The sequence below is a fragment of the Pseudomonas sp. M2 genome (genome assembly GCF_015751845.1).
Classification (GTDB): Bacteria; Pseudomonadota; Gammaproteobacteria; order Pseudomonadales; family Pseudomonadaceae; genus Aquipseudomonas; species Aquipseudomonas putida_E.
The window spans coordinates 1,414,612-1,435,333 of sequence record NZ_JADOUD010000001.1 but is presented as its reverse complement, the minus strand read 5'-3'; the positions used below and the strand labels follow the sequence as shown (position 1 = coordinate 1,435,333).

General features: G+C 60.0%; 22 protein-coding genes and 1 pseudogene. 12 read left to right on the top strand and 11 right to left on the bottom strand.

Translation table 11 applies throughout. The features are described 5' to 3' along the window. Positions 1-379 precede the first annotated feature (379 nt). Both IWW33_RS06755 and IWW33_RS06750 read right to left on the bottom strand, forming a co-directional pair. Positions 380-739 (bottom strand): hypothetical protein, encoded by a 360-nt coding sequence (locus IWW33_RS06755; RefSeq protein ID WP_147405238.1) that lies wholly within the window; start codon positions 737-739, stop codon positions 380-382. Positions 740-1,930: 1,191 nt separating this feature from the next. Then, positions 1,931-2,410, bottom strand: a complete 480-nt coding sequence (locus tag IWW33_RS06750) for an Lrp/AsnC family transcriptional regulator (RefSeq protein ID WP_039604488.1) — start codon at positions 2,408-2,410, stop codon at positions 1,931-1,933. A gap of 127 nt (positions 2,411-2,537) precedes the next feature. On the opposite strand from IWW33_RS06750, the gene IWW33_RS06745 reads away from it, so the two are divergent. Continuing rightward, positions 2,538-3,731: a methionine gamma-lyase gene (locus IWW33_RS06745; protein ID WP_174142270.1), complete on the top strand. Its 1,194-nt coding sequence runs from the start codon at positions 2,538-2,540 to the stop codon at positions 3,729-3,731. A gap of 185 nt (positions 3,732-3,916) precedes the next feature. On the opposite strand, the gene IWW33_RS06740 is transcribed toward IWW33_RS06745, so the two are convergent. Further along, entirely contained in the window at positions 3,917-4,354 is a 438-nt protein-coding gene (locus IWW33_RS06740; protein WP_012312843.1) for a DUF1043 family protein, read from the bottom strand. A 136-nt stretch (positions 4,355-4,490) separates the two neighbouring features. Here IWW33_RS06740 and IWW33_RS06735 point away from each other — a divergent pair, with 136 nt between their 5' ends. From IWW33_RS06735 to zapE, 3 genes are all read left to right on the top strand, one after another. Continuing rightward, positions 4,491-5,126, top strand: coding sequence for an alpha/beta fold hydrolase (locus tag IWW33_RS06735; RefSeq protein WP_174142279.1), 636 nt, complete (start codon positions 4,491-4,493; stop codon positions 5,124-5,126). Between the two features lie 25 nt (positions 5,127-5,151). Next, on the top strand, positions 5,152-6,501 hold the full coding sequence (locus tag IWW33_RS06730) for a tryptophan--tRNA ligase (RefSeq protein ID WP_046784839.1): 1,350 nt from the start codon (positions 5,152-5,154) through the stop codon (positions 6,499-6,501). 85 nt (positions 6,502-6,586) lie between these two features. Continuing rightward, positions 6,587-7,681, top strand: coding sequence for a cell division protein ZapE (zapE, locus tag IWW33_RS06725; protein WP_039603943.1), 1,095 nt, complete (start codon positions 6,587-6,589; stop codon positions 7,679-7,681). 547 nt (positions 7,682-8,228) lie between these two features. Here zapE and IWW33_RS06720 read toward each other — a convergent pair. The 3 genes and pseudogenes from IWW33_RS06720 to IWW33_RS06710 all read right to left on the bottom strand — a co-directional run. Next, a pseudogene (locus IWW33_RS06720) lies at positions 8,229-8,390 on the bottom strand (IS110 family transposase); the annotation flags it as partial. A 148-nt stretch (positions 8,391-8,538) separates the two neighbouring features. Beyond that, positions 8,539-9,459, bottom strand: coding sequence for a GlxA family transcriptional regulator (locus tag IWW33_RS06715; RefSeq protein ID WP_174142280.1), 921 nt, complete (start codon positions 9,457-9,459; stop codon positions 8,539-8,541). 219 nt (positions 9,460-9,678) lie between these two features. After that, on the bottom strand, positions 9,679-10,719 hold the full coding sequence (locus tag IWW33_RS06710; protein ID WP_119688319.1) for an NADP(H)-dependent aldo-keto reductase: 1,041 nt from the start codon (positions 10,717-10,719) through the stop codon (positions 9,679-9,681). 257 nt (positions 10,720-10,976) lie between these two features. Between IWW33_RS06710 and rplM the strand changes: the two genes are divergently transcribed. The 7 genes from rplM to IWW33_RS06675 all read left to right on the top strand — a co-directional run bounded on the left by rplM (position 10,977) and on the right by IWW33_RS06675 (position 15,845). After that, positions 10,977-11,405 (top strand): 50S ribosomal protein L13, encoded by a 429-nt coding sequence (gene rplM / locus IWW33_RS06705; protein ID WP_008097538.1) that lies wholly within the window; start codon positions 10,977-10,979, stop codon positions 11,403-11,405. A 14-nt stretch (positions 11,406-11,419) separates the two neighbouring features. Beyond that, positions 11,420-11,812, top strand: coding sequence for a 30S ribosomal protein S9 (gene rpsI / locus IWW33_RS06700; protein WP_196914256.1), 393 nt, complete (start codon positions 11,420-11,422; stop codon positions 11,810-11,812). Between the two features lie 263 nt (positions 11,813-12,075). Beyond that, on the top strand, positions 12,076-12,669 hold the full coding sequence (petA, locus tag IWW33_RS06695) for a ubiquinol-cytochrome c reductase iron-sulfur subunit (RefSeq protein WP_039604011.1): 594 nt from the start codon (positions 12,076-12,078) through the stop codon (positions 12,667-12,669). Then, the gene (locus IWW33_RS06690; protein WP_196914443.1) at positions 12,669-13,880 is read left to right on the top strand and encodes a cytochrome bc complex cytochrome b subunit; all 1,212 of its coding nucleotides are present in this window, start codon (positions 12,669-12,671) and stop codon (positions 13,878-13,880) included. Before petA ends, IWW33_RS06690 begins: the two co-directional genes overlap by 1 nt. Beyond that, a complete protein-coding gene (locus IWW33_RS06685) occupies positions 13,880-14,659 on the top strand; it encodes a cytochrome c1 (RefSeq protein ID WP_012312852.1) in 780 nt (259 codons plus the stop codon). The genes IWW33_RS06690 and IWW33_RS06685 overlap by 1 nt, the downstream gene beginning before the upstream one ends. A gap of 120 nt (positions 14,660-14,779) precedes the next feature. Further along, complete coding sequence (locus IWW33_RS06680) at positions 14,780-15,403, top strand: glutathione S-transferase N-terminal domain-containing protein (protein WP_046784843.1); 624 nt, start codon at positions 14,780-14,782, stop codon at positions 15,401-15,403. A 10-nt stretch (positions 15,404-15,413) separates the two neighbouring features. Beyond that, positions 15,414-15,845, top strand: a complete 432-nt coding sequence (locus tag IWW33_RS06675) for a ClpXP protease specificity-enhancing factor (RefSeq protein ID WP_046784844.1) — start codon at positions 15,414-15,416, stop codon at positions 15,843-15,845. Positions 15,846-15,896: 51 nt separating this feature from the next. Here the strand turns inward: IWW33_RS06675 and IWW33_RS06670 are convergent, their stop codons facing one another. From IWW33_RS06670 to IWW33_RS06650, 5 genes are all read right to left on the bottom strand, one after another. Then, the gene (locus IWW33_RS06670; protein WP_046784845.1) at positions 15,897-16,115 is read right to left on the bottom strand and encodes a YgdI/YgdR family lipoprotein; all 219 of its coding nucleotides are present in this window, start codon (positions 16,113-16,115) and stop codon (positions 15,897-15,899) included. 79 nt (positions 16,116-16,194) lie between these two features. After that, complete coding sequence (locus tag IWW33_RS06665; RefSeq protein WP_115273637.1) at positions 16,195-16,773, bottom strand: BON domain-containing protein; 579 nt, start codon at positions 16,771-16,773, stop codon at positions 16,195-16,197. Beyond that, positions 16,770-17,363, bottom strand: a complete 594-nt coding sequence (locus IWW33_RS06660) for a phosphoheptose isomerase (RefSeq protein ID WP_008097558.1) — start codon at positions 17,361-17,363, stop codon at positions 16,770-16,772. The genes IWW33_RS06665 and IWW33_RS06660 overlap by 4 nt, the downstream gene beginning before the upstream one ends. 86 nt (positions 17,364-17,449) lie before the next feature. After that, complete coding sequence (locus IWW33_RS06655) at positions 17,450-17,821, bottom strand: YraN family protein (RefSeq protein ID WP_039605078.1); 372 nt, start codon at positions 17,819-17,821, stop codon at positions 17,450-17,452. After that, a complete protein-coding gene (locus tag IWW33_RS06650; protein ID WP_119688320.1) occupies positions 17,821-19,638 on the bottom strand; it encodes a penicillin-binding protein activator in 1,818 nt (605 codons plus the stop codon). Before IWW33_RS06650 ends, IWW33_RS06655 begins: the two co-directional genes overlap by 1 nt. 187 nt (positions 19,639-19,825) lie before the next feature. Here IWW33_RS06650 and rsmI point away from each other — a divergent pair, with 187 nt between their 5' ends. Then, positions 19,826-20,701: a 16S rRNA (cytidine(1402)-2'-O)-methyltransferase gene (gene rsmI, locus IWW33_RS06645; RefSeq protein ID WP_046784848.1), complete on the top strand. Its 876-nt coding sequence runs from the start codon at positions 19,826-19,828 to the stop codon at positions 20,699-20,701. Positions 20,702-20,722 lie beyond the last annotated feature (21 nt).

The following is a 20,722-nucleotide window of genomic DNA, read 5'->3' as shown; positions in this document are numbered from 1 at the left end:
TGCTTTGATAGCCTCCAGCATTACAGTGGACGCACTTTCCGCTAGTGCGAACGTTGCCGCGCCGATCGGAGTGATGGTGGGTACTGAGGATGCGGTTCGGGCATCGCTGATGTAGCTGATGCGTTGGCGTGCCGCTTCTTGGCGCTGACGTTCAGCGTGTGCTGCCAGTCGTTCGACTTCTGCCTGTTTTCGTGCAGCTTCCTCGGCAGCCAATCATTGCGTCTCGGCCTTCAGCCGCGCAGCTTCCTGTGCCGCAGCCTGTTCTGCCGCGTGCCTGGCTTGAAGTTGCTCCACCTCAATGGCGCGCTGAGCCAGGTTGCATCGCAGCGCTGAACCCTTGCAGGTAGCGAATGGATTCGGTCAGCGCGAGTGCGCGATGTTAGTCCGCCCACAGTTGTCCGGCTCGACGTGTGGCCTGCTCATAGACCAAATGTTGCAAGGCTTCGGTTTGCGGCTTGGACAGTGGCCCGATGATGTTCGGGTTGGATTCGCTGAATGCCGGTACTTGCGCCTTCTTGGCCTCAATCAGACCGTTGGCGGTATTCAAGTATGCCGACAGCCGCTGGGGCAGGGTATCGGTATCCTGAATGGACGTGGCCTGAACCACCTGATGCTGTACGAAGTTAGGCAGACAGTCGAAACAGATCTGCTGCTCCAATTGTATCTGCCGGATCCTGCGCTCGATTGCCTTTGGCAGGTCTGCATGAGGCTGCTGCAGTTCTGTGTTGTCGCGAAGCAAGCACATGGATTTCGAATTTCGAGTAATTACTCCGTAGGGTTGTTTTGTTTTGTGTTATCTATCCATCGGAAGTGTTCTTGGTAATCCTTCTGTCGTTCGCAGCCCTGCTTGTAGGGGTCCATGTCGCATTTAAAGTGGATTTCTTGTTTGTCAGGGAGAAGCATAGGCATTTCGCCGGTGCATCCACTTAGGAATAATAGGGTGGTGATCGCTAGCTTTTTCATGGGTAGAGTTCGTTAAAGTAATTATTTGCTCGAGGGGTACACGTTGCTGTGCAGGGACTGGGTGAGCGGTTTGTTCTTGAATTATGCCTTGTTTTCGAGAATTAGTATGGCGCAATAGGTGTAGGAAATTCCGCCTTGATGCGTAGGAATTTGTTCCGGATTTGGTGGGGAGTAATTCTATGTGTTGTTTTGCGCGCTATGTACCCATGATGGCCATGGAGCGCTGCTTGAGCACTCCATGTGTATCCATAGGAATGAGGTGTGCAATGGGGCGAAGTAAGTATCGGAAAATACGCTATCAGCCTTTCCTTGGTTCTGGTGGGATATTGCTACCTCCTAATCAAGCCATGCAGGCTGGGCAGTTTATAAAATCAGAGAATGGCCGGTTTATTCTGCGTCTTCGAAGTGATGGAAATCTTGTGTTGGAAGATGGGGGGACCGTCGTATGGGTGGCAGACGAGAGTCAACCTCATAGCTCTACATTTCGGTTACGAACTCGCGAGTCACTCCAGTTCGTTGTCAGCAACTCCGGATTTTTATATGATCCTGTCCGACTGCGGATCTGGTCCGCACAGCCCACTGAAACACTGGATAGGTCCTACTGGGAAAACAACTATCTTGCGTTGACTGATACGGGAAATATCCTGATCTTTGACGGTCGTAATGGGGAGGTGCGATGGGCGCGCTATGGCTATGTGCCTGGACGGCTGCCGCGTAGAACCAAAATATATCCGGAGGTCTATCCACCAATCCCTCCGCCACTCATTAAGATTCCACATGACTATCCGTGATGCATAATCGCGTTTCGCTGAATGTAGACCACCAAACTTAATACGCTTGGTGGTTTTATGTGGATTTAGATTTTAGTGCGCTCTTAGGTGACTTTTTGACTGGTTGTGTTATTGAGCAACTGCTCATTGGAGGAAATGGGGAAAGCTAGCCCTACTTCCGGCTTGAAAGGTCTCATTCAGATATGCGTTTCCGACACGGGGATCACGCGTTTTTCCTTAACTGCCTTGTAGGAAAAACTCGAATAAATCTCCTTCACCCCGGGCAAGCGCTGCAGCACTTCGCGGGTAAATTCGCCGAACGACTCCAGGTCCCGTGCGAGGATTTCCAGCAGGAAGTCATAGCGCCCGGAGATGTTGTGGCAGGCGACGATCTCGGGGATTTCCATCAGCCGCTGCTCGAACGCCAGCGCCATTTCCTTGGTGTGCGAGTCCATCATGATGCTGACGAACGCAGTTACCCCAAACCCTAGCGATTTGGGCGAAAGAATAGCCTGGTAGCCGGTGATGTAGCCGTTGTCTTCCAGCAGCTTGACCCGTCGCCAGCAGGGCGAGGTGGTCAGGGCTACCTGGTCGGCGAGTTCGGCGACGGTGAGGCGGGCGTTGTCCTGTAAGGCGGCGAGTAGGGCGCGGTCGGTGCGGTCGAGGCTTGAAGGCATGTTTTGCCCTCCTGGTCCGTTAATTGTTGTTTTTGTTCCAGCAAGCACGCAGATGCGTGGGCTATTTTGGAAAAAATCGGGCAGCTCGGTGGCATAAGCTTATAACAAACCACAAGAGGCTGTTGCGATGCGCGACTCCCATAACAACACCGGTTTTTCCACACGGGCCATTCACCATGGCTACGACCCGCTTTCCCACGGTGGTGCCCTGGTGCCACCGGTGTACCAGACCGCTACCTATGCCTTCCCGACTGTCGAATACGGTGCTGCCTGCTTCGCCGGGGAGGAGGCGGGGCACTTCTACAGCCGCATCTCCAACCCCACCCTGGCCTTGCTTGAGCAGCGCATGGCCTCGCTGGAGGGCGGTGAGGCGGGATTGGCGCTGGCGTCGGGGATGGGCGCCATCACTTCGACCATCTGGACCCTGCTGCGGCCTGGTGATGAGTTGATCGTCGGGCGCACCTTGTATGGCTGCACCTTCGCGTTCCTGCACCATGGCATCGGCGAGTTCGGGGTCAAGATTCGCCATGTCGACCTTAACGATGCCAAGGCCATGAAAGCGGCGATCAACGGCAAAACGCGGATGATCTACTTCGAAACGCCGGCCAACCCCAACATGCAATTGGTGGATATAGCGGCCGTCGTCGAGGCAGTGCAAGGCAGTGATGTGCTTGTGGTGGTCGATAACACCTACTGCACGCCTTATCTGCAGCGGCCGCTGGAGCTTGGGGCGGACTTGGTGGTGCATTCGGCGACCAAGTACCTCAGTGGCCATGGCGACATTACCGCCGGCCTGGTGGTGGGGCGCAAAGCGCTGGTCGACCGCATTCGCCTGGAAGGGCTGAAAGACATGACCGGGGCTGTGCTTTCGCCGCATGACGCTTCGCTATTGATGCGCGGTATCAAGACCCTTGCACTGCGCATGGACCGGCACTGCGCCAATGCACTGCAGGTGGCGCAATGCCTGGCTCGGCAGTCGCAGGTAGAGCTGATTCATTACCCGGGGTTGCCGTCGTTTGCCCAGTACGAACTGGCACAGCGGCAGATGCGTTTGCCGGGCGGGATGATTGCGTTTGAGCTCAAGGGTGGTTTCGAGGCTGGGCGGCGCTTCATGAATGCCCTGCAGCTGTTTGCCCGGGCAGTGAGCCTGGGGGATGCCGAGTCGCTGGCGCAGCACCCGGCGAGCATGACCCATTCCAGCTACACACCGCAGGAGAGGGCGCATCACGGGATATCGGAGGGGCTGGTGAGGTTATCGGTGGGGCTGGAGGATGTGCAAGACCTGCTGGCGGACATCGAGCAGGCGCTGGGGCATCTGTAGGAGCGGCCTTGTGCCGCGAAAGGGGCGCGCAGCGGCCCCCGGATTTCAGCCATCCTGCAAGATTGCCGGGGCTGCTTTGCAGCCCGTTCGCGGCGCGAGGCCGCTCCTACACTGGGTCGTACACGGGCAGGAAAACGGCATCCACAAAAAAGGCCTCTTACGAGGCCTTTTACGTGTTCAGCAGATCAACGCTTGAGCCCGTAGCTCTCGTCAAGCATGCCCGGCGAGTTCGGCGCTTTTGGCGCATAGTCGCGCGGTACTTCGGCGGTGTCCTTCGGCGGCGTCAGGCGGTCACGTGGTGCCTGGGCCGACTCGGAGTGCAGTGCAGCCAGCAGGCGCTGGCGAGTGACTTCATCGAGGGCCAAGCTATTGGCGCCTTCGGCCAGGTGATCCTGGACATCCTGGTAGCTCTGGGTCAGTTTCTTGACCAGCATTGCGGTGCTGTTGAAGTGGGTGACCACTTCGTTCTGGTAGCTGTCGAAGCGCTTCTGGATGTCGTCCAGTTGGCGCTGGGTGTTGGTCGGCGCAGCATTGGGCAGCAGGCGGGCCACGATGAAACCGACCGCCACACCGATGACCAGGGCCAGGGTTGGCAACAACCAAACAAGGAGCGAGAGTTCCACGAGTCCTTCCTCTATAAACGGCTTTGCTTTACGTTAACGGCTCAGACCTGCGCTGTATACCGCGAGCGATCGCAAATCAGAACAGAATTCCTACCCTAGACGAATCGACCCCCTTCGAGGTCACGGAGTGAGTGCCTTGCTTGTCCGCGAAACCCCCTTGTTCATCGATGGCCCCGTCGGCCAGCTGGAAGCCTTGTACCTGGACGTGGCCGACGCCCGTGGCGCGGTGCTGATCTGCCACCCCAATCCGGTTCAGGGTGGCACCATGCTCAACAAGGTGGTCTCGACCCTGCAGCGCACGGCACGCGACGCTGGCTACGTGACATTGCGTTTCAATTACCGCGGTGTTGGCCAGAGCGCGGGCAGCCATGACATGGGCGCTGGTGAAGTGGCCGACGCACAAGCTGCCGCATCCTGGTTGCGCGAAAAACACCCGCACCTGCCGCTGGTGTTGATGGGCTTCTCGTTCGGCGGCTTTGTCGCCACCTGCCTGGCCGGGCGCCTTGAGAGCGCCGACGTCACGCTGCAGCACCTGTTCATGATTGCCCCGGCCGTGATGCGCCTGACTGCAGAGTTCCCCTTGCCGCAGCGCTGCCCGATCACCGTGGTGCAGCCAGATGCCGACGAAGTCGTTGCACCGCAGCTCGTTTACGAATGGTCTGACACGCTGCCGCGCCCCCATGAGCTGCTGAAAGTGGCAGAATGCGGACACTTCTTCCATGGCAAGCTGACCGATCTGAAGGATCTGCTGCTGCCGCGCCTTTCGAATTGAGCCAAGCCTGAATAAGCGAACACCCATGACCACGCGCATTCTCACTGGTATCACCACCACCGGTACCCCACACCTGGGCAACTACGCCGGTGCCATTCGCCCGGCGATCGTCGCCAGCCAGCAGCCAGGGGCCGACTCGTTCTACTTTTTGGCCGACTACCACGCCCTGATCAAGTGCGATGACCCGCTGCGCATTCAGCGCTCGCGTCTGGAAATCGCTGCTACCTGGCTGGCCGGCGGCCTCGACCCGGACAAAGTGACCTTCTACCGTCAGTCCGATATTCCCGAGATTCCCGAGCTGACCTGGCTGCTCACCTGCGTCGCGGCCAAGGGCCTGCTCAACCGTGCGCACGCCTACAAGGCTTCGGTGGACAAGAACCTCGAGAATGGCGAAGACCCGGACGCCGGCGTGACCATGGGCCTTTACAGCTACCCGGTGCTGATGGCGGCGGACATCCTGATGTTCAACGCGCACAAGGTGCCGGTCGGTCGCGACCAGATCCAGCACGTGGAAATGGCCCGTGACATCGGCCAGCGCTTCAACCACCTGTTCGGCCAAGGCAAGGACTTCTTCGCCTTGCCAGAGGCGGTTATCGAAGAAAGTGTGGCGACGTTGCCTGGCCTGGACGGGCGCAAGATGTCCAAGAGCTATGACAACACGATCCCGCTTTTCTCCAGCGCCAAGGACATGAAGGACGCCATTTCGCGCATCGTCACCGACTCGCGCGCACCTGGCGAAGCGAAAGACCCGGACAACGCGCACCTGTTCACCCTGTTCCAGGCCTTCTCGACGCCGGTGCAATGCGCCGAGTTCCGCGAAGAACTGCTGCAGGGCCTGGGCTGGGGCGAGGCCAAGCAGCGCCTGTTCCAGCTGCTTGACGGGCAACTGGCCGAGAAGCGTGAGCACTATCACCAACTGATTTCCCGCCCGTCGGACCTGGAAGACATCCTGCTGGCCGGCGCTGCCAAGGCCCGCAAGACCGCCACGCCGTTCCTCGAGCAACTGCGCGAGGCCGTTGGCCTGCGCTCGTTCCGTAGCAGCGTGCAGGCCACTACAGAGGTGAAGAAGAAGGCCGTCAAGAGCGCACGCTTCGTCAGCTTCCGTGACGAGGACGGCAGCTTCCGCTTCCGCCTGTTGGCCGCTGATGGCGAGCAACTGCTGTTGTCTCGCAGCTTCGCCGACGGCAAGAGCGCGGGCGCGGTGAGCAAGCAGTTGCAGCAGGGCGGCGACGCCGATGTGCGTGTCGAAGGCCTGGGCTTCAGCTTGTGGCTGAACGGCGAGCAGGTTGCCGACGGGCCGCAGTTTGCCAGTGCCCAGGCCCGTGACATGGCCGTTCAAAGCCTGCGTGAGGCCCTGGCGCCGCAGCAGGACTGAGACAGTTTGACGCAAGTCTGATTGCCATTAGGCGGGCCGGTCGCTACAGTGACGGCCCGTTTTTTGTTGCCTCGCTAACGAAATCATGACGCCCCTAGAACGATATCAAGCAGATCTGAAACGTCCCGACTTCTTCCATGATGCGGCGCAGGAAACTGCGGTGCGTCACTTGCAGCGCCTGTACGACGACCTGGTGCACGCGCAGAACAACAAGCCGGGCATGTTCGGCAAGCTGTTCGGCAAGAAGGAGCAGACGCCGGTCAAAGGCCTGTATTTCTGGGGCGGGGTAGGCCGGGGCAAGACCTACTTGGTCGATACCTTCTATGAAGCGCTGCCGTTCAAGCAGAAGATGCGTACGCACTTCCACCGCTTCATGAAGCGGGTGCACGAGGAGATGAAAACCCTCAAGGGCGAGAAGAACCCGCTGACCCTGATCGCCAAGCGCTTCAGCGATGAAGCCAAGGTGATCTGTTTCGACGAATTCTTCGTCTCCGACATCACCGATGCCATGATCCTCGGCACCCTGATGGAAGAGCTGTTCAAGAACGGCGTATCGCTGGTGGCGACCTCCAACATCGTCCCCGACGGCCTGTACAAGGATGGCCTGCAGCGTGCGCGCTTCCTGCCGGCCATCGCCATGATCAAGCAGTATACGGACGTGGTGAACGTCGACAGCGGGGTCGACTACCGCCTGCGTCACCTGGAGCAGGCCGAACTGTTCCACTTCCCGCTCGACGAGGCTGCCGAGCAGAGCATGCGTGCGAGCTTCAAGGCGCTGACACCCGAGTGCACCCAGGCCGTCGACAATGACGTGCTGATGATCGAGAACCGCCCGATCCATGCGCTGCGTACCTGTGACGATGTCGCCTGGTTCGACTTCCGCGCCCTGTGCGACGGGCCGCGCAGCCAGAACGACTACATTGAACTGGGCAAGATTTTCCATGCCGTGCTGTTGAGCAACGTCGAGCAGATGGGCGTCACCACCGACGACATCGCCCGGCGCTTCATCAACATGGTGGACGAGTTCTACGACCGCAACGTCAAGCTGATCATTTCGGCCGAGGTAGAGCTGAAGGATTTGTACACCGGTGGGCGCCTGAGCTTCGAGTTCCAGCGCACCTTGAGCCGGTTGCTGGAGATGCAGTCGCACGAATTCCTGGCCCGCGCGCACAAGCCCTGAGGTCCTTGCGCTGTAGGAGCGGCCTTGCGTCGCGAAAGGGGCGCGCAGCGGCCCCAGGTTCTGTGGCGCAACAAAAAACATCGGGGCCGCTGCGCAGCCCTTTCCGACCGGTCCGGCGCCCCAGCAAGGCCGCTCCTATGTATGGACTTAGCTGCTTTTTGAACATAGGAACCCGGTTGCATCTACGTATCAGGCCTATTCAAGGAAGCTTTTTGCTTCTGGCCAACATCGTGGTGAGCTCGCAGCGTGCCGTTTACATTGAGGCCACTCATCAGGCCTGTAGGAGCGGGGGCATCTGTCTGCGACGGTCTTACCAAGGGTCAATGTTCACTAGCAGGGGTTGGAGCGCTCAGCGCCCGGTGGCATTGCTCAGTTGATCAGCGGCTCATAGCAGCCTCCGACCGATTTTCCGCTTTGCGTTGGTAAACCTGGCCACTCTGCAGCAGAGCCCAGATTATCCGCAGATTCCGATTAGCCAGTCTGATTGCCGCCTCCTTGCGCCCAAGGCGGGATAGCCAGCGCAAGAGGCGGCGATCGTCTGGCTGATCATCAAGACGGTCACCGTCACGGGTAGTTTGAGCAAGAAATCATGGAAGGCTTGGCGGGATTTGATGCGATCTTCGTAGATCACCCGGCCGGCAGCATCTTCGCCTGCTAGCTGGAAGACCTGCTTGGTCAGGTCTACGCAGATGGTTGTGCAAAGCTCCACATCAGTGGAAGACAGGGAATCGTGCTTCGAACTATGCTTTTTCATGGACTCGCCCTCGCTGCCGTTGGCTTCTTAGAACGCCACCGTGGCACTGTGATGCCTCGGCGGGGGCGAGTCCATCGATTACAGACGGTCGCTTGGGCTGAATTCAGGCTTCCTGCATAAACTGCTGCCGATACTGGTTCGGCGACAACTCCGTGTGCTGGCGGAACAGCCGCGCAAAGAAACTCGCATCGTCATAGCCGACTTCATAGCTGATGGTCTTGATGCTCTTGCGTGTGCTCGACAGCAACCCCTTGGCTGTTTCTATCCGTAGCCGCTGCAGGTAGTGCAGCGGCTTGTCGCCGGTCGCGCCCTGGAAGCGCCGCATGAAGTTGCGGATGCTCATGCCATGGTTGCGGGCCACATCCTCGAAGCGGAACTTGTCGGCGAAGTGCTCCTCGAGCCAGTGTTGAATCTGCAGGATGATCAGGTCCTGGTGCAGCTTCTGCCCACCGAAACCCATGCGCCCAGGGGTGTAGTTGCGCTGCACTTCGTAGAGGATGTCACGGGCCACGGCGCGGGCCACGTTGGCCCCGCAGAAGCGTTCGATCAGGTAGATGTACAGGTCGCAGGCCGAGGTGGTGCCGCCGGCGCAGTAAAGGTTGTCGGCGTCGGTCAGGTGCTTGTCCTGGTTCAGCCGGATCTTCGGGTAGCGCTCGGCGAAGCTGGTGAAGAAGCGCCAGTAGGTGGTCGCCTCCTTGCCGTCGAGCAGGCCGGACTCGGCCAGCCAGAATACCCCGCTGGCTTCAGCGCAGAGTACGGCGCCGCGGGCATGTTGCTCGCGCAACCAGGGCAGCACTTGCGGATAACGTTGCAGCAGGTTGTCGAAGTCTTCCCAGAAGGCTGGGAGGATGATCACATCGGCGTCGTCCAGGCCGCCATCGACCGGCAGCTGCACATTGCTGAAACTGTCCACCGGCCGGCCGTCGGGGCTCACCAGGCAGATCTCGAACATGGGCTGCAGGCCCAGGCCCAGCTGTTTGCTGTAGCGCAGGCTGGCGAGGTGGAAAAAGTCCTTGGCTTGCATCAAGGTCGAAGCGAACACCTTGTCAATGGCCAGGATGCTGACGCGCCGCAATGACGCGGAGGGTTGGGTAAACATCATTGTCATTGTTCTTATAGGGTAGAGTGGTCAATCACCGGCTGGATCGTCTTATGTTTTTTGTCGAGCTGCAAGCTTCAAGCTGCAAGCGGCAAGAAAAAAGCAGAGGCTGCGACACCGCTCTGCTTTTTCTTGCAGCTTTGTTCAAGGTGCCGGGTTGGGCTGCTCCTGATGAACGGCCTCGATCGCCGCCAGCAGCTCATCACTCAGGTTCAGCTCCAGGCTTTTGAGGTTGCTCTGAAGTTGTACCAGGTCAGTGGCACCGATGATGTTGCTGGTCACGAAGGGCTGGCGGGTGACGAATGCCAGGGCCATTTGTGCCGGGTCCAGCCCGTGTGCCTGGGCCAGTTGCACATAGCGGCTGCAGGCCGCCACGGTCTGCGGGTTGGAGTAGCGGGCGAAGCGGCTGAACAGGGTCAGGCGGCCTTTTTCCGGCCGGGCGCCGTTCTCGTATTTACCCGACAGCATGCCGAAGGCCAGCGGCGAGTAGGCCAGCAGGCCACACTGCTCGCGGATGGCCACTTCCGCCAGGCCCACCTCGAAGCTGCGGTTGAGCAGGTTGTACGGGTTCTGGATCGACACCGCCCGGGGCCAGCCGCGGGTTTCGGCCAGGTGCAGGAACTTCATGGTGCCCCACGGCGTTTCGTTGGAAAGGCCAATGTGGCGGATCTTGCCTGCCCGCACCTGCTCGTCGAGCACCTCGAGGGTTTCTTCCAGGGGGGTGAACAGGTCATGCGGCAGGTGCTGGTAACCCAGCTTGCCGAAGAAGTTGGTGCTGCGCTCCGGCCAGTGCAGCTGATACAGGTCGATACGGTCGGTTTGCAGGCGCTCAAGGCTCGCATCCAGCGCCGCCACGATGTGCTGGCGGTTGTGCTTGAGCTGGCCGTCGCGGATGTGGCTGATACCGTTGCCGGGGCCGGCGACCTTGCTGGCGAGAATCCAGTCATCACGGTCGCCGTGCTGGCGGAACCAGTTGCCGATGATGCGCTCGGTGGCGGCATAGGTCTCGGGGCGTGGCGGCACCGGATACATTTCGGCGGTGTCGATAAAATTGACCCCGCTGGTTTTGGCCAGTTTGATCTGGGCGAAGGCCTCGGCCTCGTCGTTCTGCTCGCCCCAGGTCATGGTGCCCAGGCACAGGGCGCTGACATCGAGATCGGTACGGCCGAGCTTGCGGTATTCCATCGGGAAAACACTCCTTGGCAAAGACACCCATAAAAGCAGGTTGAAATTTTTCGCGCAATCTGGATAATTCGGCCCCTCTCCGTGTGGCGGAAGTGATGCACCACCACGCAGGAAGAACCCCGTCGAACATTGGCGTGCCCGACCCGAGCCCCCAAAAGCGTCTGTGTTCGGCTGCGCGCTTGCCCTTGGCAAGCTGTGCACTATCCAGTAAGATTCGCCGTCTATTTTTCGCTGGGCGGCCTCTGAGGCTTTAGAGAATGAAAACTTTTACTGCTAAACCGGAAACAGTAAAGCGCGAGTGGTTCGTAGTCGACGCCGCTGGCCAGACCCTGGGTCGTCTGGCTACCGAAATCGCTAGCCGTCTGCGTGGCAAGCACAAACCAGAATACACTCCTCACGTTGACACCGGCGACTACATCGTCGTCATCAACGCCGAGCAAATCCGTGTAACTGGCGCCAAGTCTTCCGACAAGATGTACTACTCCCACTCCGGCTTCCCGGGCGGTATCAAGGAAATCAACTTCGAGAAGTTGATCGCCAAGGCCCCTGAGCGTGTTATCGAAACCGCGGTCAAAGGCATGCTGCCGAAGAACCCGCTGGGTCGCGACATGTACCGTAAGCTGAAAGTGTACGCGGGTGCTGCTCACCCACACACTGCTCAGCAGCCTCAAGAACTGAAGATCTAACGGGATAGTTCATTATGTCGGCGACTCAAAATTACGGCACTGGCCGTCGCAAGACCGCAACCGCTCGCGTTTTCCTGCGTCCGGGTACTGGTAACATCTCCATCAACAACCGTCCTCTGGACACCTTCTTCGGCCGCGAAACCGCTCGTATGGTTGTTCGCCAGCCTCTGGAGCTGACCGAGACCACCGCGAAGTTCGACATCTATGTCAGCGTTGCCGGTGGTGGTGTCAGCGGTCAAGCCGGTGCGATCCGTCACGGTATCACCCGCGCTCTGATGGAATACGACGAAACCCTGCGTGGCGCTCTGCGTCGTGCTGGCTACGTCACCCGCGACGCTCGTGAAGTCGAGCGTAAGAAAGTGGGTCTGCGTAAAGCGCGTAAGCGTCCTCAGTACTCCAAGCGTTAATACCGCTTCGGCAGTCGAAAAAAGCCCGGTTCTTTGGAACCGGGCTTTTTTTATGGCTTGAACTAACCTGTCAGCATGTCCGTGGTGTCCTGTCGCATAGACGCAGATCAAGCAAAGCGAGGGTTGTAGCCCAGACCTGGGTTAATCACCTTGTCACTGTGTGGATTTGTTTCTTACCATGGCGGCCAATTTGGGGTGCCACAGACATTACCTAAGTACAGGCCTGATCCAACAGGCCAAGCAAGCTGATGGGAGAGGACTGAATGAGCAATGACGGCGTCAACGCAGGCCGGCGCCGCTTCCTCGTAGCCGCGACATCCGTGGTCGGGGCAGCGGGGGCAGTGGGGGCTGCGGTACCGTTCGTGGGGTCATGGTTTCCCAGCGCCAAGGCGAAGGCGGCCGGGGCACCGGTGAAGGTCAACATCGCCAAGGTTGAGCCTGGGCAGCAGATGGTTGCGGAATGGCGTGGCCAGCCTGTGTTCATCGTGCGGCGAACGGATGAGATCCTCGGTAACCTGAAAAAAGTCACTGCCGAGCTCGCCGACCCTGAATCGAAGGCCTCCGTACAGCCGGAGTACGTCGACCCCCAGGTACGCTCGATCAAGCCGGAAATCCTCATTCTCGTGGGCCTGTGCACTCACCTTGGGTGCTCACCGACCTTCCGCCCGGAAGTCGCGCCCGCCGATCTGGGGCCCAAGTGGGTGGGCGGCTATTTCTGCCCCTGCCATGGTTCCCACTACGACCTGGCGGGGCGTGTCTACAAATCGCAGCCAGCGCCTCTCAACCTGCCAGTGCCGCCGCACTCTTACGAGTCGGATGACATCGTCGTCATCGGCGTCGACCAGGAGAAAGCATGATGAGCAAGTTCATGGACTGGATTGATGCTCGCTTCCCCGCCACCAAGATGTGGGAAGAGCACCTGAGCAAGTATTACGCGCCCAAGAACTTCAACTTCCTGTATTTCTTCGGCTCGCTGGCCCTGCTGGTGCTGGTCAACCAGATTGTCACCGGTGTATGGCTGACCATGAGTTTCACGCCCTCGGCGGAGGAGGCCTTCGCTTCGGTCGAGTACATCATGCGTGACGTGGAGTACGGCTGGATCCTGCGCTACCTGCACTCCACCGGTGCTTCGGCGTTCTTTGTCGTGGTCTACCTGCACATGTTCCGCGGCCTGCTCTATGGCTCCTATCAGAAGCCACGTGAACTGGTCTGGCTGTTCGGCATGCTGATCTACCTGGCGCTGATGGCCGAGGCCTTCATGGGCTATCTGCTGCCGTGGGGTCAGATGTCTTACTGGGGGGCGCAGGTGATCATCTCGCTGTTCGGTGCCATTCCGGTGATCGGCGACGATCTCACCCAGTGGATTCGTGGTGACTACCTTATTTCCGGCATTACCCTGAACCGCTTCTTCGCGCTGCACGTCGTGGCCCTGCCGATCGTCATTCTCGGGCTGGTCGTGTTGCACATTCTGGCCCTGCACGAGGTGGGTTCGAACAACCCGGACGGGGTCGATATCAAGAAGAAAAAGGACGAAAACGGCATCCCGCTGGATGGTATTCCGTTCCACCCTTACTACACCGTCAAGGACATTGTCGGCGTGGTGGTGTTCCTGTTCGTGTTCTGTGCGGTAGTGTTCTTCTTCCCGGAAATGGGCGGTTACTTCCTGGAAAAACCCAACTTCGAACAGGCCAATGCGTTCAAGACGCCTGAGCATATTGCGCCGGTCTGGTACTTCACGCCGTTCTACGCGATTCTGCGTGCGGTGCCCGACAAGTTGATGGGCGTAATCGCCATGGGGGCGGCGATCGCCGTGCTGTTCGTATTGCCTTGGCTCGATCGAAGCCCGGTACGCTCCATGCGCTACAAGGGCTGGATCAGCAAGGTCTTCCTGCTGGTGTTCTGCATTTCCTTCGTCATCCTCGGCATTTTGGGGGTGCTGGCACCTACGCCAGGTCTCACGCTGCTGTCGCAGGTGTGCACCGTGCTGTACTTCGCCTACTTCCTGCTGATGCCGTTCTACACAAGGCTTGAGAAGACCAAACCGGTTCCGGAAAGGGTGACTGGCTGATGAAAAAGTTGATTGCAGTATTTTTGCTGGCAGTGATGCCTGCCTTTTCCTTTGCTGCCGGACCGGGGCTGGAGCTGGACAAAGTCGATATCGACCTGACGGACAAGGCTGCGATGCAGGATGGCGCACGGACTTTCGCCAACTATTGCATGGGTTGCCACAGTGCCAAGTTCCAGCGTTACGAGCGCGTAGCCGATGACTTGGGAATACCCCATGAGTTGATGCTGGAGAAGCTGGTGTTCACGGGTGCCAAGATCGGCGACCACATGAACATCGGCATGAAGCCCGATGACGCCAAGACCTGGTTCGGTGCTGCGCCACCGGACCTTACCCTGGTTGCCCGGGTGCGTGGTACCGACTGGCTGTACACCTACCTGCGCAGCTTCTATGAGGACAAGTCGCGACCTTACGGGGTTAACAACAAGGTGTTCCCGAATGTCGGTATGCCCAATGTGCTGGTCGGGCTGCAGGGCAATCAGGTGATAGGGTGCAAGCAGGTGCAGATGGTGGTCGATGGCAAGAAGCAATTCGACCCCTTGACCGGCAGCCCTTTGACCCATGAAGCGTGTGACCAGCTGACCATCACGCCGAATTCCGGTACCCTGACGCCTGAGCAGTTCGACGAGAAGGTCAAGAACCTGGTGACCTTCCTGGCCTATTCGGCCAACCCGGTCAAACTGGAAAGCCAGCGCATCGGCACGTATGTGTTGCTGTACCTGGCCTTCTTCTTCGTGTTCGCCTACTTGCTCAAGCGCGAATACTGGAAGGACGTGCACTGATCACGCAGTAGTTTCTGGTAGTTGAACGCGCCCTGGGCGCTCCCTCGTGTATGCGAAGGGGCCTCCAGGGCGCGTTTGCATTTGCAGTTTCACAAGCATCCCCATGCGAGGAGGCGCTACATGGGCGCGACCATCAGGTTAGCCTGCTATTCCGACCCCGCTGACCATTATTCTCATCGGGTACGCCTGGTTCTCGCCGAGAAAGGTGTCAGCGTGCAGATCATCGACGTCGATCCCGGTCGTCTGCCACCCAAGCTGGGTGAAGTGAACCCTTACGGCAGCGTGCCGACCCTGGTCGACCGCGATCTTGCGTTGTATGAATCGACCGTGGTGATGGAATACCTCGAGGAGCGTTATCCGCATCCGCCCCTGATGCCGGTGTATCCGGTGGCGCGTGGTAACAGCCGCTTGTTGATGCATCGCATTCAGCGTGACTGGTGCGCGCTGGCCGATACCGTGCTCGATTCGCGCAGCAGTGATGCCGCTCGTGCCGAGGCGCGCAAGGCACTGCGTGAGAGCCTGACGGGCGTCTCGCCATTGTTCAACGAGTTCGCTTGTTTCATGAGCGATGAGCAAAGCCTGGTCGATTGTTGTCTATTGCCCATACTCTGGCGTTTGCCGGTACTGGGTATCGAATTGCCGCGGCAAGCAAAGCCGCTGCTGGATTATATGGAGCGGCAGTTCGCCCGTGAGCCTTTCCTGGCGAGCCTGTCCTCCGTTGAACGTGAAATGCGCAAGCTTTAAGGAGCCGTTGATGAACTCCAGTCGCCCCTATCTGGTTCGAGCACTGTACGAGTGGATCGTCGACAACGATTGCACGCCCCATATGCTGGTCAATGCCGAATATCCGGCAGTCCAGGTGCCGCAAGGTTTCGCCAGTGACGGCCAGATCGTCCTGAACATTTCCCCAAGTGCCGTGCGCAGCCTGCACATGGACAACGACGCGGTGAGCTTCGAGGGGCGCTTCGGTGGCGTTGCCCACTCGTTGTTCGTGCCGGTCGGCGCGATTCTGGGCATTTATGCCCGGGAGAACGGCCAAGGCATGGTCTTCGAGCTGGAGCCTCCGTTGATGGAGGGTGAAGAGCTGGAAGACGAGGGTGTCGAGCCGGATGATGATGGCCCGCCGGAAGGTGGGGGGCAGCCGCCGCGCCCGAGTGGTCGGCCGAGCCTGAAGGTGGTCAAGTAACAAAAAAGGCGATCCGGTTGGGTCGCCTTTTTCTTTGCAGCACGGTGGTGGTTACAGGTCGCTGATGGTGCGAATCTGGTCACGGTTAACGCGGGTCTGTTTACCGTCGAGCTGCTGGAACTCGTAGAAGCCGGAGTCCTGATCAAACTGTGGTTCGTCAACGGTCTGGAATTCGCGACCGTCGTTCAGGGTGATCAGGCTAGGGGTGGAGCAGCCGGCCAGGGTGGCGAAGGCGCCGATCAACAGGGCGGGCAGCAGAAGCTTTTTCATGCGGTGTTTCCTGAAGTTCTGAAGGTGGAGCCATTAGGATGCCTGTGCCGGTATGCGAGGGCCGGTGCAGGCAAGCGTATCAGTCGATGTACTCGAACAGCTTGACGATCTTTTGCACGCCCGACACGCCCTGTACCACGGCAGTGGCGGAGTTGGCTTCCTGCCGGGTAACCAGGCCTAGCAGGTAGACGATACCGTTCTCGGTGATGACCTTGATGCGTGAGCTGGGCACGGCATTGTCGGTGAGCATCTGGGTCTTGATCTTGGTGGTCAGCCAGGCGTCGTTATTGCGCGCAAGGATGGAGGAGGGTTGCATCACCTGCAGCTCGTTATGCACCCGCTTGACCCGCTGCACCTGGCTGGCAGTCTGCTCGGCCAGGCTCTTCAGGTCGGCGCGCGGGGTTTGGCCGGCGAGCAGGACAATGCCGTTGTAGCTGCTGACGACAATGTGCGAACCCTTGTCCAGATCAGGGTTGGCCTTGGAGATGTTTACAGCGGCCTTGGTTTCGATCAGCGAGTCGTCGATCTTGCTGCCGATGGTGCGAGTGCCGCGATCATCCTCGATCGGCGAATTGCGGGTCGAGGTCAGTACCGAGCTGCAGCCGGTGACGCTCAGGCACAGGGTCAGGGCCATCAGGCCGAGGCGCTTGGGGATCATTCTTCACTCCCGAACAGTTGGCTGTCGATCAGATCACACAGGCAGTGGATCGCCAGCAGGTGGACTTCCTGGATGCGTGCAGTGACCGTCGAGGGTACGCGGATCTCCACGTCCTCGGGCAACAGCAGCGAAGCCATGCCGCCACCGTCACGCCCGGTCAATGCTACGACAATCATTTCGCGATCATGTGCCGCCTGGATCGCTTGAATCACGTTTGCCGAGTTGCCGCTGGTCGAAATCGCCAGCAGGACGTCGCCGGGCTGGCCCAAGGCGCGAATCTGCTTGGAAAAGATTTCGTTGTAGCTGTAGTCGTTGGCAATCGAGGTCAGTGTCGAGCTGTCGGTGGTCAAAGCGATTGCCGGCAGGCTCGGACGCTCGCGCTCAAAGCGGTTGAGCAGCTCCGAAGAGAAATGCTGGGCGTCGCCGGCCGAGCCGCCGTTGCCGCAGGCGAGCATCTTGCCCTCGTTGAGCAGCGCATTGACCATGACCAGGCTGGCCTGCTCGATGTGCGGTGCCAGGATGTCCATTGCCTGTTGCTTGGTATCGATGCTGGCCTGGAACAGCCGGCGAATTCGGGATTGCATGTCCATCTGGTGACCTTAAGTGGGGCGGTGGCCTTTGCTACGCGCAACAGGGACCAGCCCGCGAAACATAGAGCAAAAATAGGGGAGTGGGTTCAGCATTCGAAGGCGTTTTTCAGCCATTGAAGCGGCCTGCCTGCATGGTGGCTACCCTGCAAGGCGACAACATCGAAGCGGCAAGGGTGGTTGGCCCAGCAAGACTCCTTCAGCAGAAAAAGGCTGGCGGCATGCACCAGCCGCTTCTGCTTGCGCCCGTCGATACTGCCAAGGGCGCCACCGAAGCCCGCGTGCAACCGATAGCGGACTTCGACGAATACTACTGTATCGGTGTCGAGCATGACCAGATCAAGCTCGCCGCCTTTGCATCGCCAATTGCGCGTCAGCAGTTGCAGGCCTTGCCCTTGAAGAAACTCAAGGGCTTGGTTCTCTGCGGCATGGCCGGCGCTGGTTGGTGATGCTTGGGGCATTAGCGGATGGTATCGGGCAGGCGTTTGACCTGGCCGCCAGAGAATTCAGCCCACGGCAGCTGGCGCTCGATGCGCTGGCTGGCGCTCATGCTCAGGCTGCCGGAAAGGCCCTGTACACGGTTGTCCGGCAATGCTTTGAGCTGACCCAGGCGTGGTGCCAGGCTATAGGCGTCTACACCCATCGCATACAGGCGGCCGAGACTGCCAGCGGCTTGTGGCCACTGCTGAACCACCTGCTGGCGCAGGCTGTTGGTGGTGTCGAGCAGCCACGGGGTTTCGCAGAAGCGAATGCCGTTCATGTCTTTGTACTGGTTGACGTCACCGCTGGCGCTGTAAAGGTTCGAGGTGGCGTAGACCGGAACGTCGCCAGCGTACTGGAAGTTCAGGGTCGGTTTGATCTGCTGCGCCTGTTGCGGGGTCGAGGCGAGGAAGATGAAGTCGATGTCCTGGCGACGCGATGGTTGTGCGGCAATGGTGCCGCCCACGGTGCTCTGCAGGCTCTGTGCGCGGCCTTCGCTCTGGCGCAGCTGGAACAGGTTGGCGATCTGCTGGGCCAGGGCGACCGGCTGGGCGATGCGTTCGGCGGCGATGATGGTGCCGCCATTGCCTTCCCAGTCTTGGCGGAACGCGGCAAGCACGCGGTCGCCCCATTCACCGCTCGGCACCAGGGCCACCGCGCGAACCATGCCGTCGGCGCGGGCGCGGCGCGAGACTTCGCGGGCTTCGTCTTCGGCCGCCAGGCCGAACTGGAAAAGCTGTGGCGGGGCGTTCTGGCCGGCGTCGGCGTAATTCAGGGCGAGAGTCGTGATAGGCAGCTGCGCATTGGCGGCCAGTTTTTTTACCAGCGCTTTTTCCAGCGGGCCGACTACCAGTTGCACGCCATCGGCCTGGGCCTGACGATAGAAGTCGTCCAGCGAGCCGATGCGTGAGCTGTCGTACACCTGTACGGCCGGCGCTTGCTGGCCAGCCTGCTGGGCCTGGAAGTGCGCGGCCATGAAGCCGTCACGCAGGGCGCGGGCGACACCGGCAAGCGGGCCTTCCTGGGGCAGCAGCAGACCGATCTTGGTCAGCGGCTGGCTTGCCAGTTCCTTGAGCTTGACCAAGGCCGATGGCAGTTGCTGTGCCGCGGGGTGGTCGGGGTGCTGCTTGCGCCAGGTTTCGATGGCGGCCTGCTGCTGCTCCAGGGTGCCGGCGCTTTTCACGGCCAGGGCCAGGCTGGTCCAGCCGGCCAGGGTCTGGTCGCCGGCGGGCTGCTGCAGTTGCTCTGCCGGCAGCGAGGCGACCAGGGCCCAGATCGCGTCATTGTTGGCGCTGGCAGCCTGGCCGCTGAGCAGTGGGCCCAGCATTACGCGCTGTTGTGCAGCGGCCAGGGCCTGGCCGTCGGCTTCAAGGGCGGCGGCGTGGACGCCATAGGTGCGCACCTGCTGCTCTGCCGGCAATTGGGCGAGGTGCTGCAGGCTGCTGTGCGAGAGGGCGCTGAGGGCGGCTTTGGGCTGGTTGCGGCTCATGGCCAGTTCGGCGCCAAGTGTGGCGGCGAAGATTTGTTGGGCGGGCTTGAGCGTATCCATGGGGACCTGCTCGAGAATGCGTGCGGCGCGCGGGTAATCCTTCTGCTTGTAAGCCAGGTCGGCAGCGCTCAGGCGCAGCAGGGCGGCATCTTCGGCAGACGTGCTGGCCGCCGCTTTTTCGAGCAGTTGCTCGATGCTGGCGTCCGGCGTGCGTGGCAGCTCTCCGAGGCTGGATGAGGGCGAGCTGGCGCAGGCTGCCAGCAGGGCAGCGAGGCAGAGGGCTGTGAGCAGCCGCAGGCAAGCGATCATGTAAAGGTCCTGTTACTCGATCAAGTTGGCCGGCAATTGTACCCAAGCGTTGGCCGGGGCGCGATGTTGCTGAACGGGAACCTTCACTATAGGTGTACTTGACGTGGCCGCAGGTGAAGTTCTTTGCGCCCTGTTACCGGCGCTCGGGCTACAATGGCGCCTTTGATCCGAAAGGCAGGTGTGCGCAGTGACTGATGTGGCAGGGGCTTCGAAATCCACCGTGGGGACGCTGTATGTGGTCGCAACCCCCATTGGCAACCTCGACGACATGAGCGCCAGGGCATTGAAGGTGCTGGCCAACGTCGCCTTGATCGCTGCCGAGGACACCCGGCACTCGATCCGCCTGCTGCAGCATTTCGGCATCGATACGCCGCTAGCAGCCTGTCACGAGCACAATGAGCGGGACGAAGGCGGGCGATTCATCACCAAGCTGTTGGCCGGTGAGGATGTGGCGTTGGTTTCCGATGCCGGTACACCGTTGATTTCCGATCCTGGCTACCACCTGGTGCGTCAGGCGCGAGCCGCAGGTGTCGATGTGGTGCCTGTGCCTGGCGCCTGCGCGCTGATCGCCGCGCTTTCGGCGGCCGGGCTGCCCTCCGATCGGTTCATTTTCGAAGGTTTCCTCCCCGCCAAAAGCGCCGGTCGCCGTGGCCGGCTCGAACAGGTGAAGGAGGAGCCGCGCACGTTGATTTTCTACGAAGCGCCTCATCGTATTCTTGAGTGTCTGGAAGATATGAAGCTGGTGTTCGGTGCCGAGCGCCCGGCGTTGCTCGCACGTGAGCTGACCAAAACCTTCGAGACCCTCAAAGGGTTGCCGCTCGCAGAGTTGTGCGAGTTCGTGGCGGGTGACAGTAACCAGCAGCGCGGCGAGTGCGTGGTGTTGGTCGGTGGCTGGAGTGCGCCGGAAGGTGAGGCGGCGATCAGTGTCCAAGCGCAGCGTGTGCTGGACCTGCTGCTGGCCGAGTTGCCGCTCAAGCGTGCGGCGGCCTTGGCGGCCGAGATCACCGGTGTGCGCAAGAACCTGTTGTATCAGGCGGCACTGGAAAAGCAGAAACCGCAGTAGTGGCAATTTGATATAGTTGCG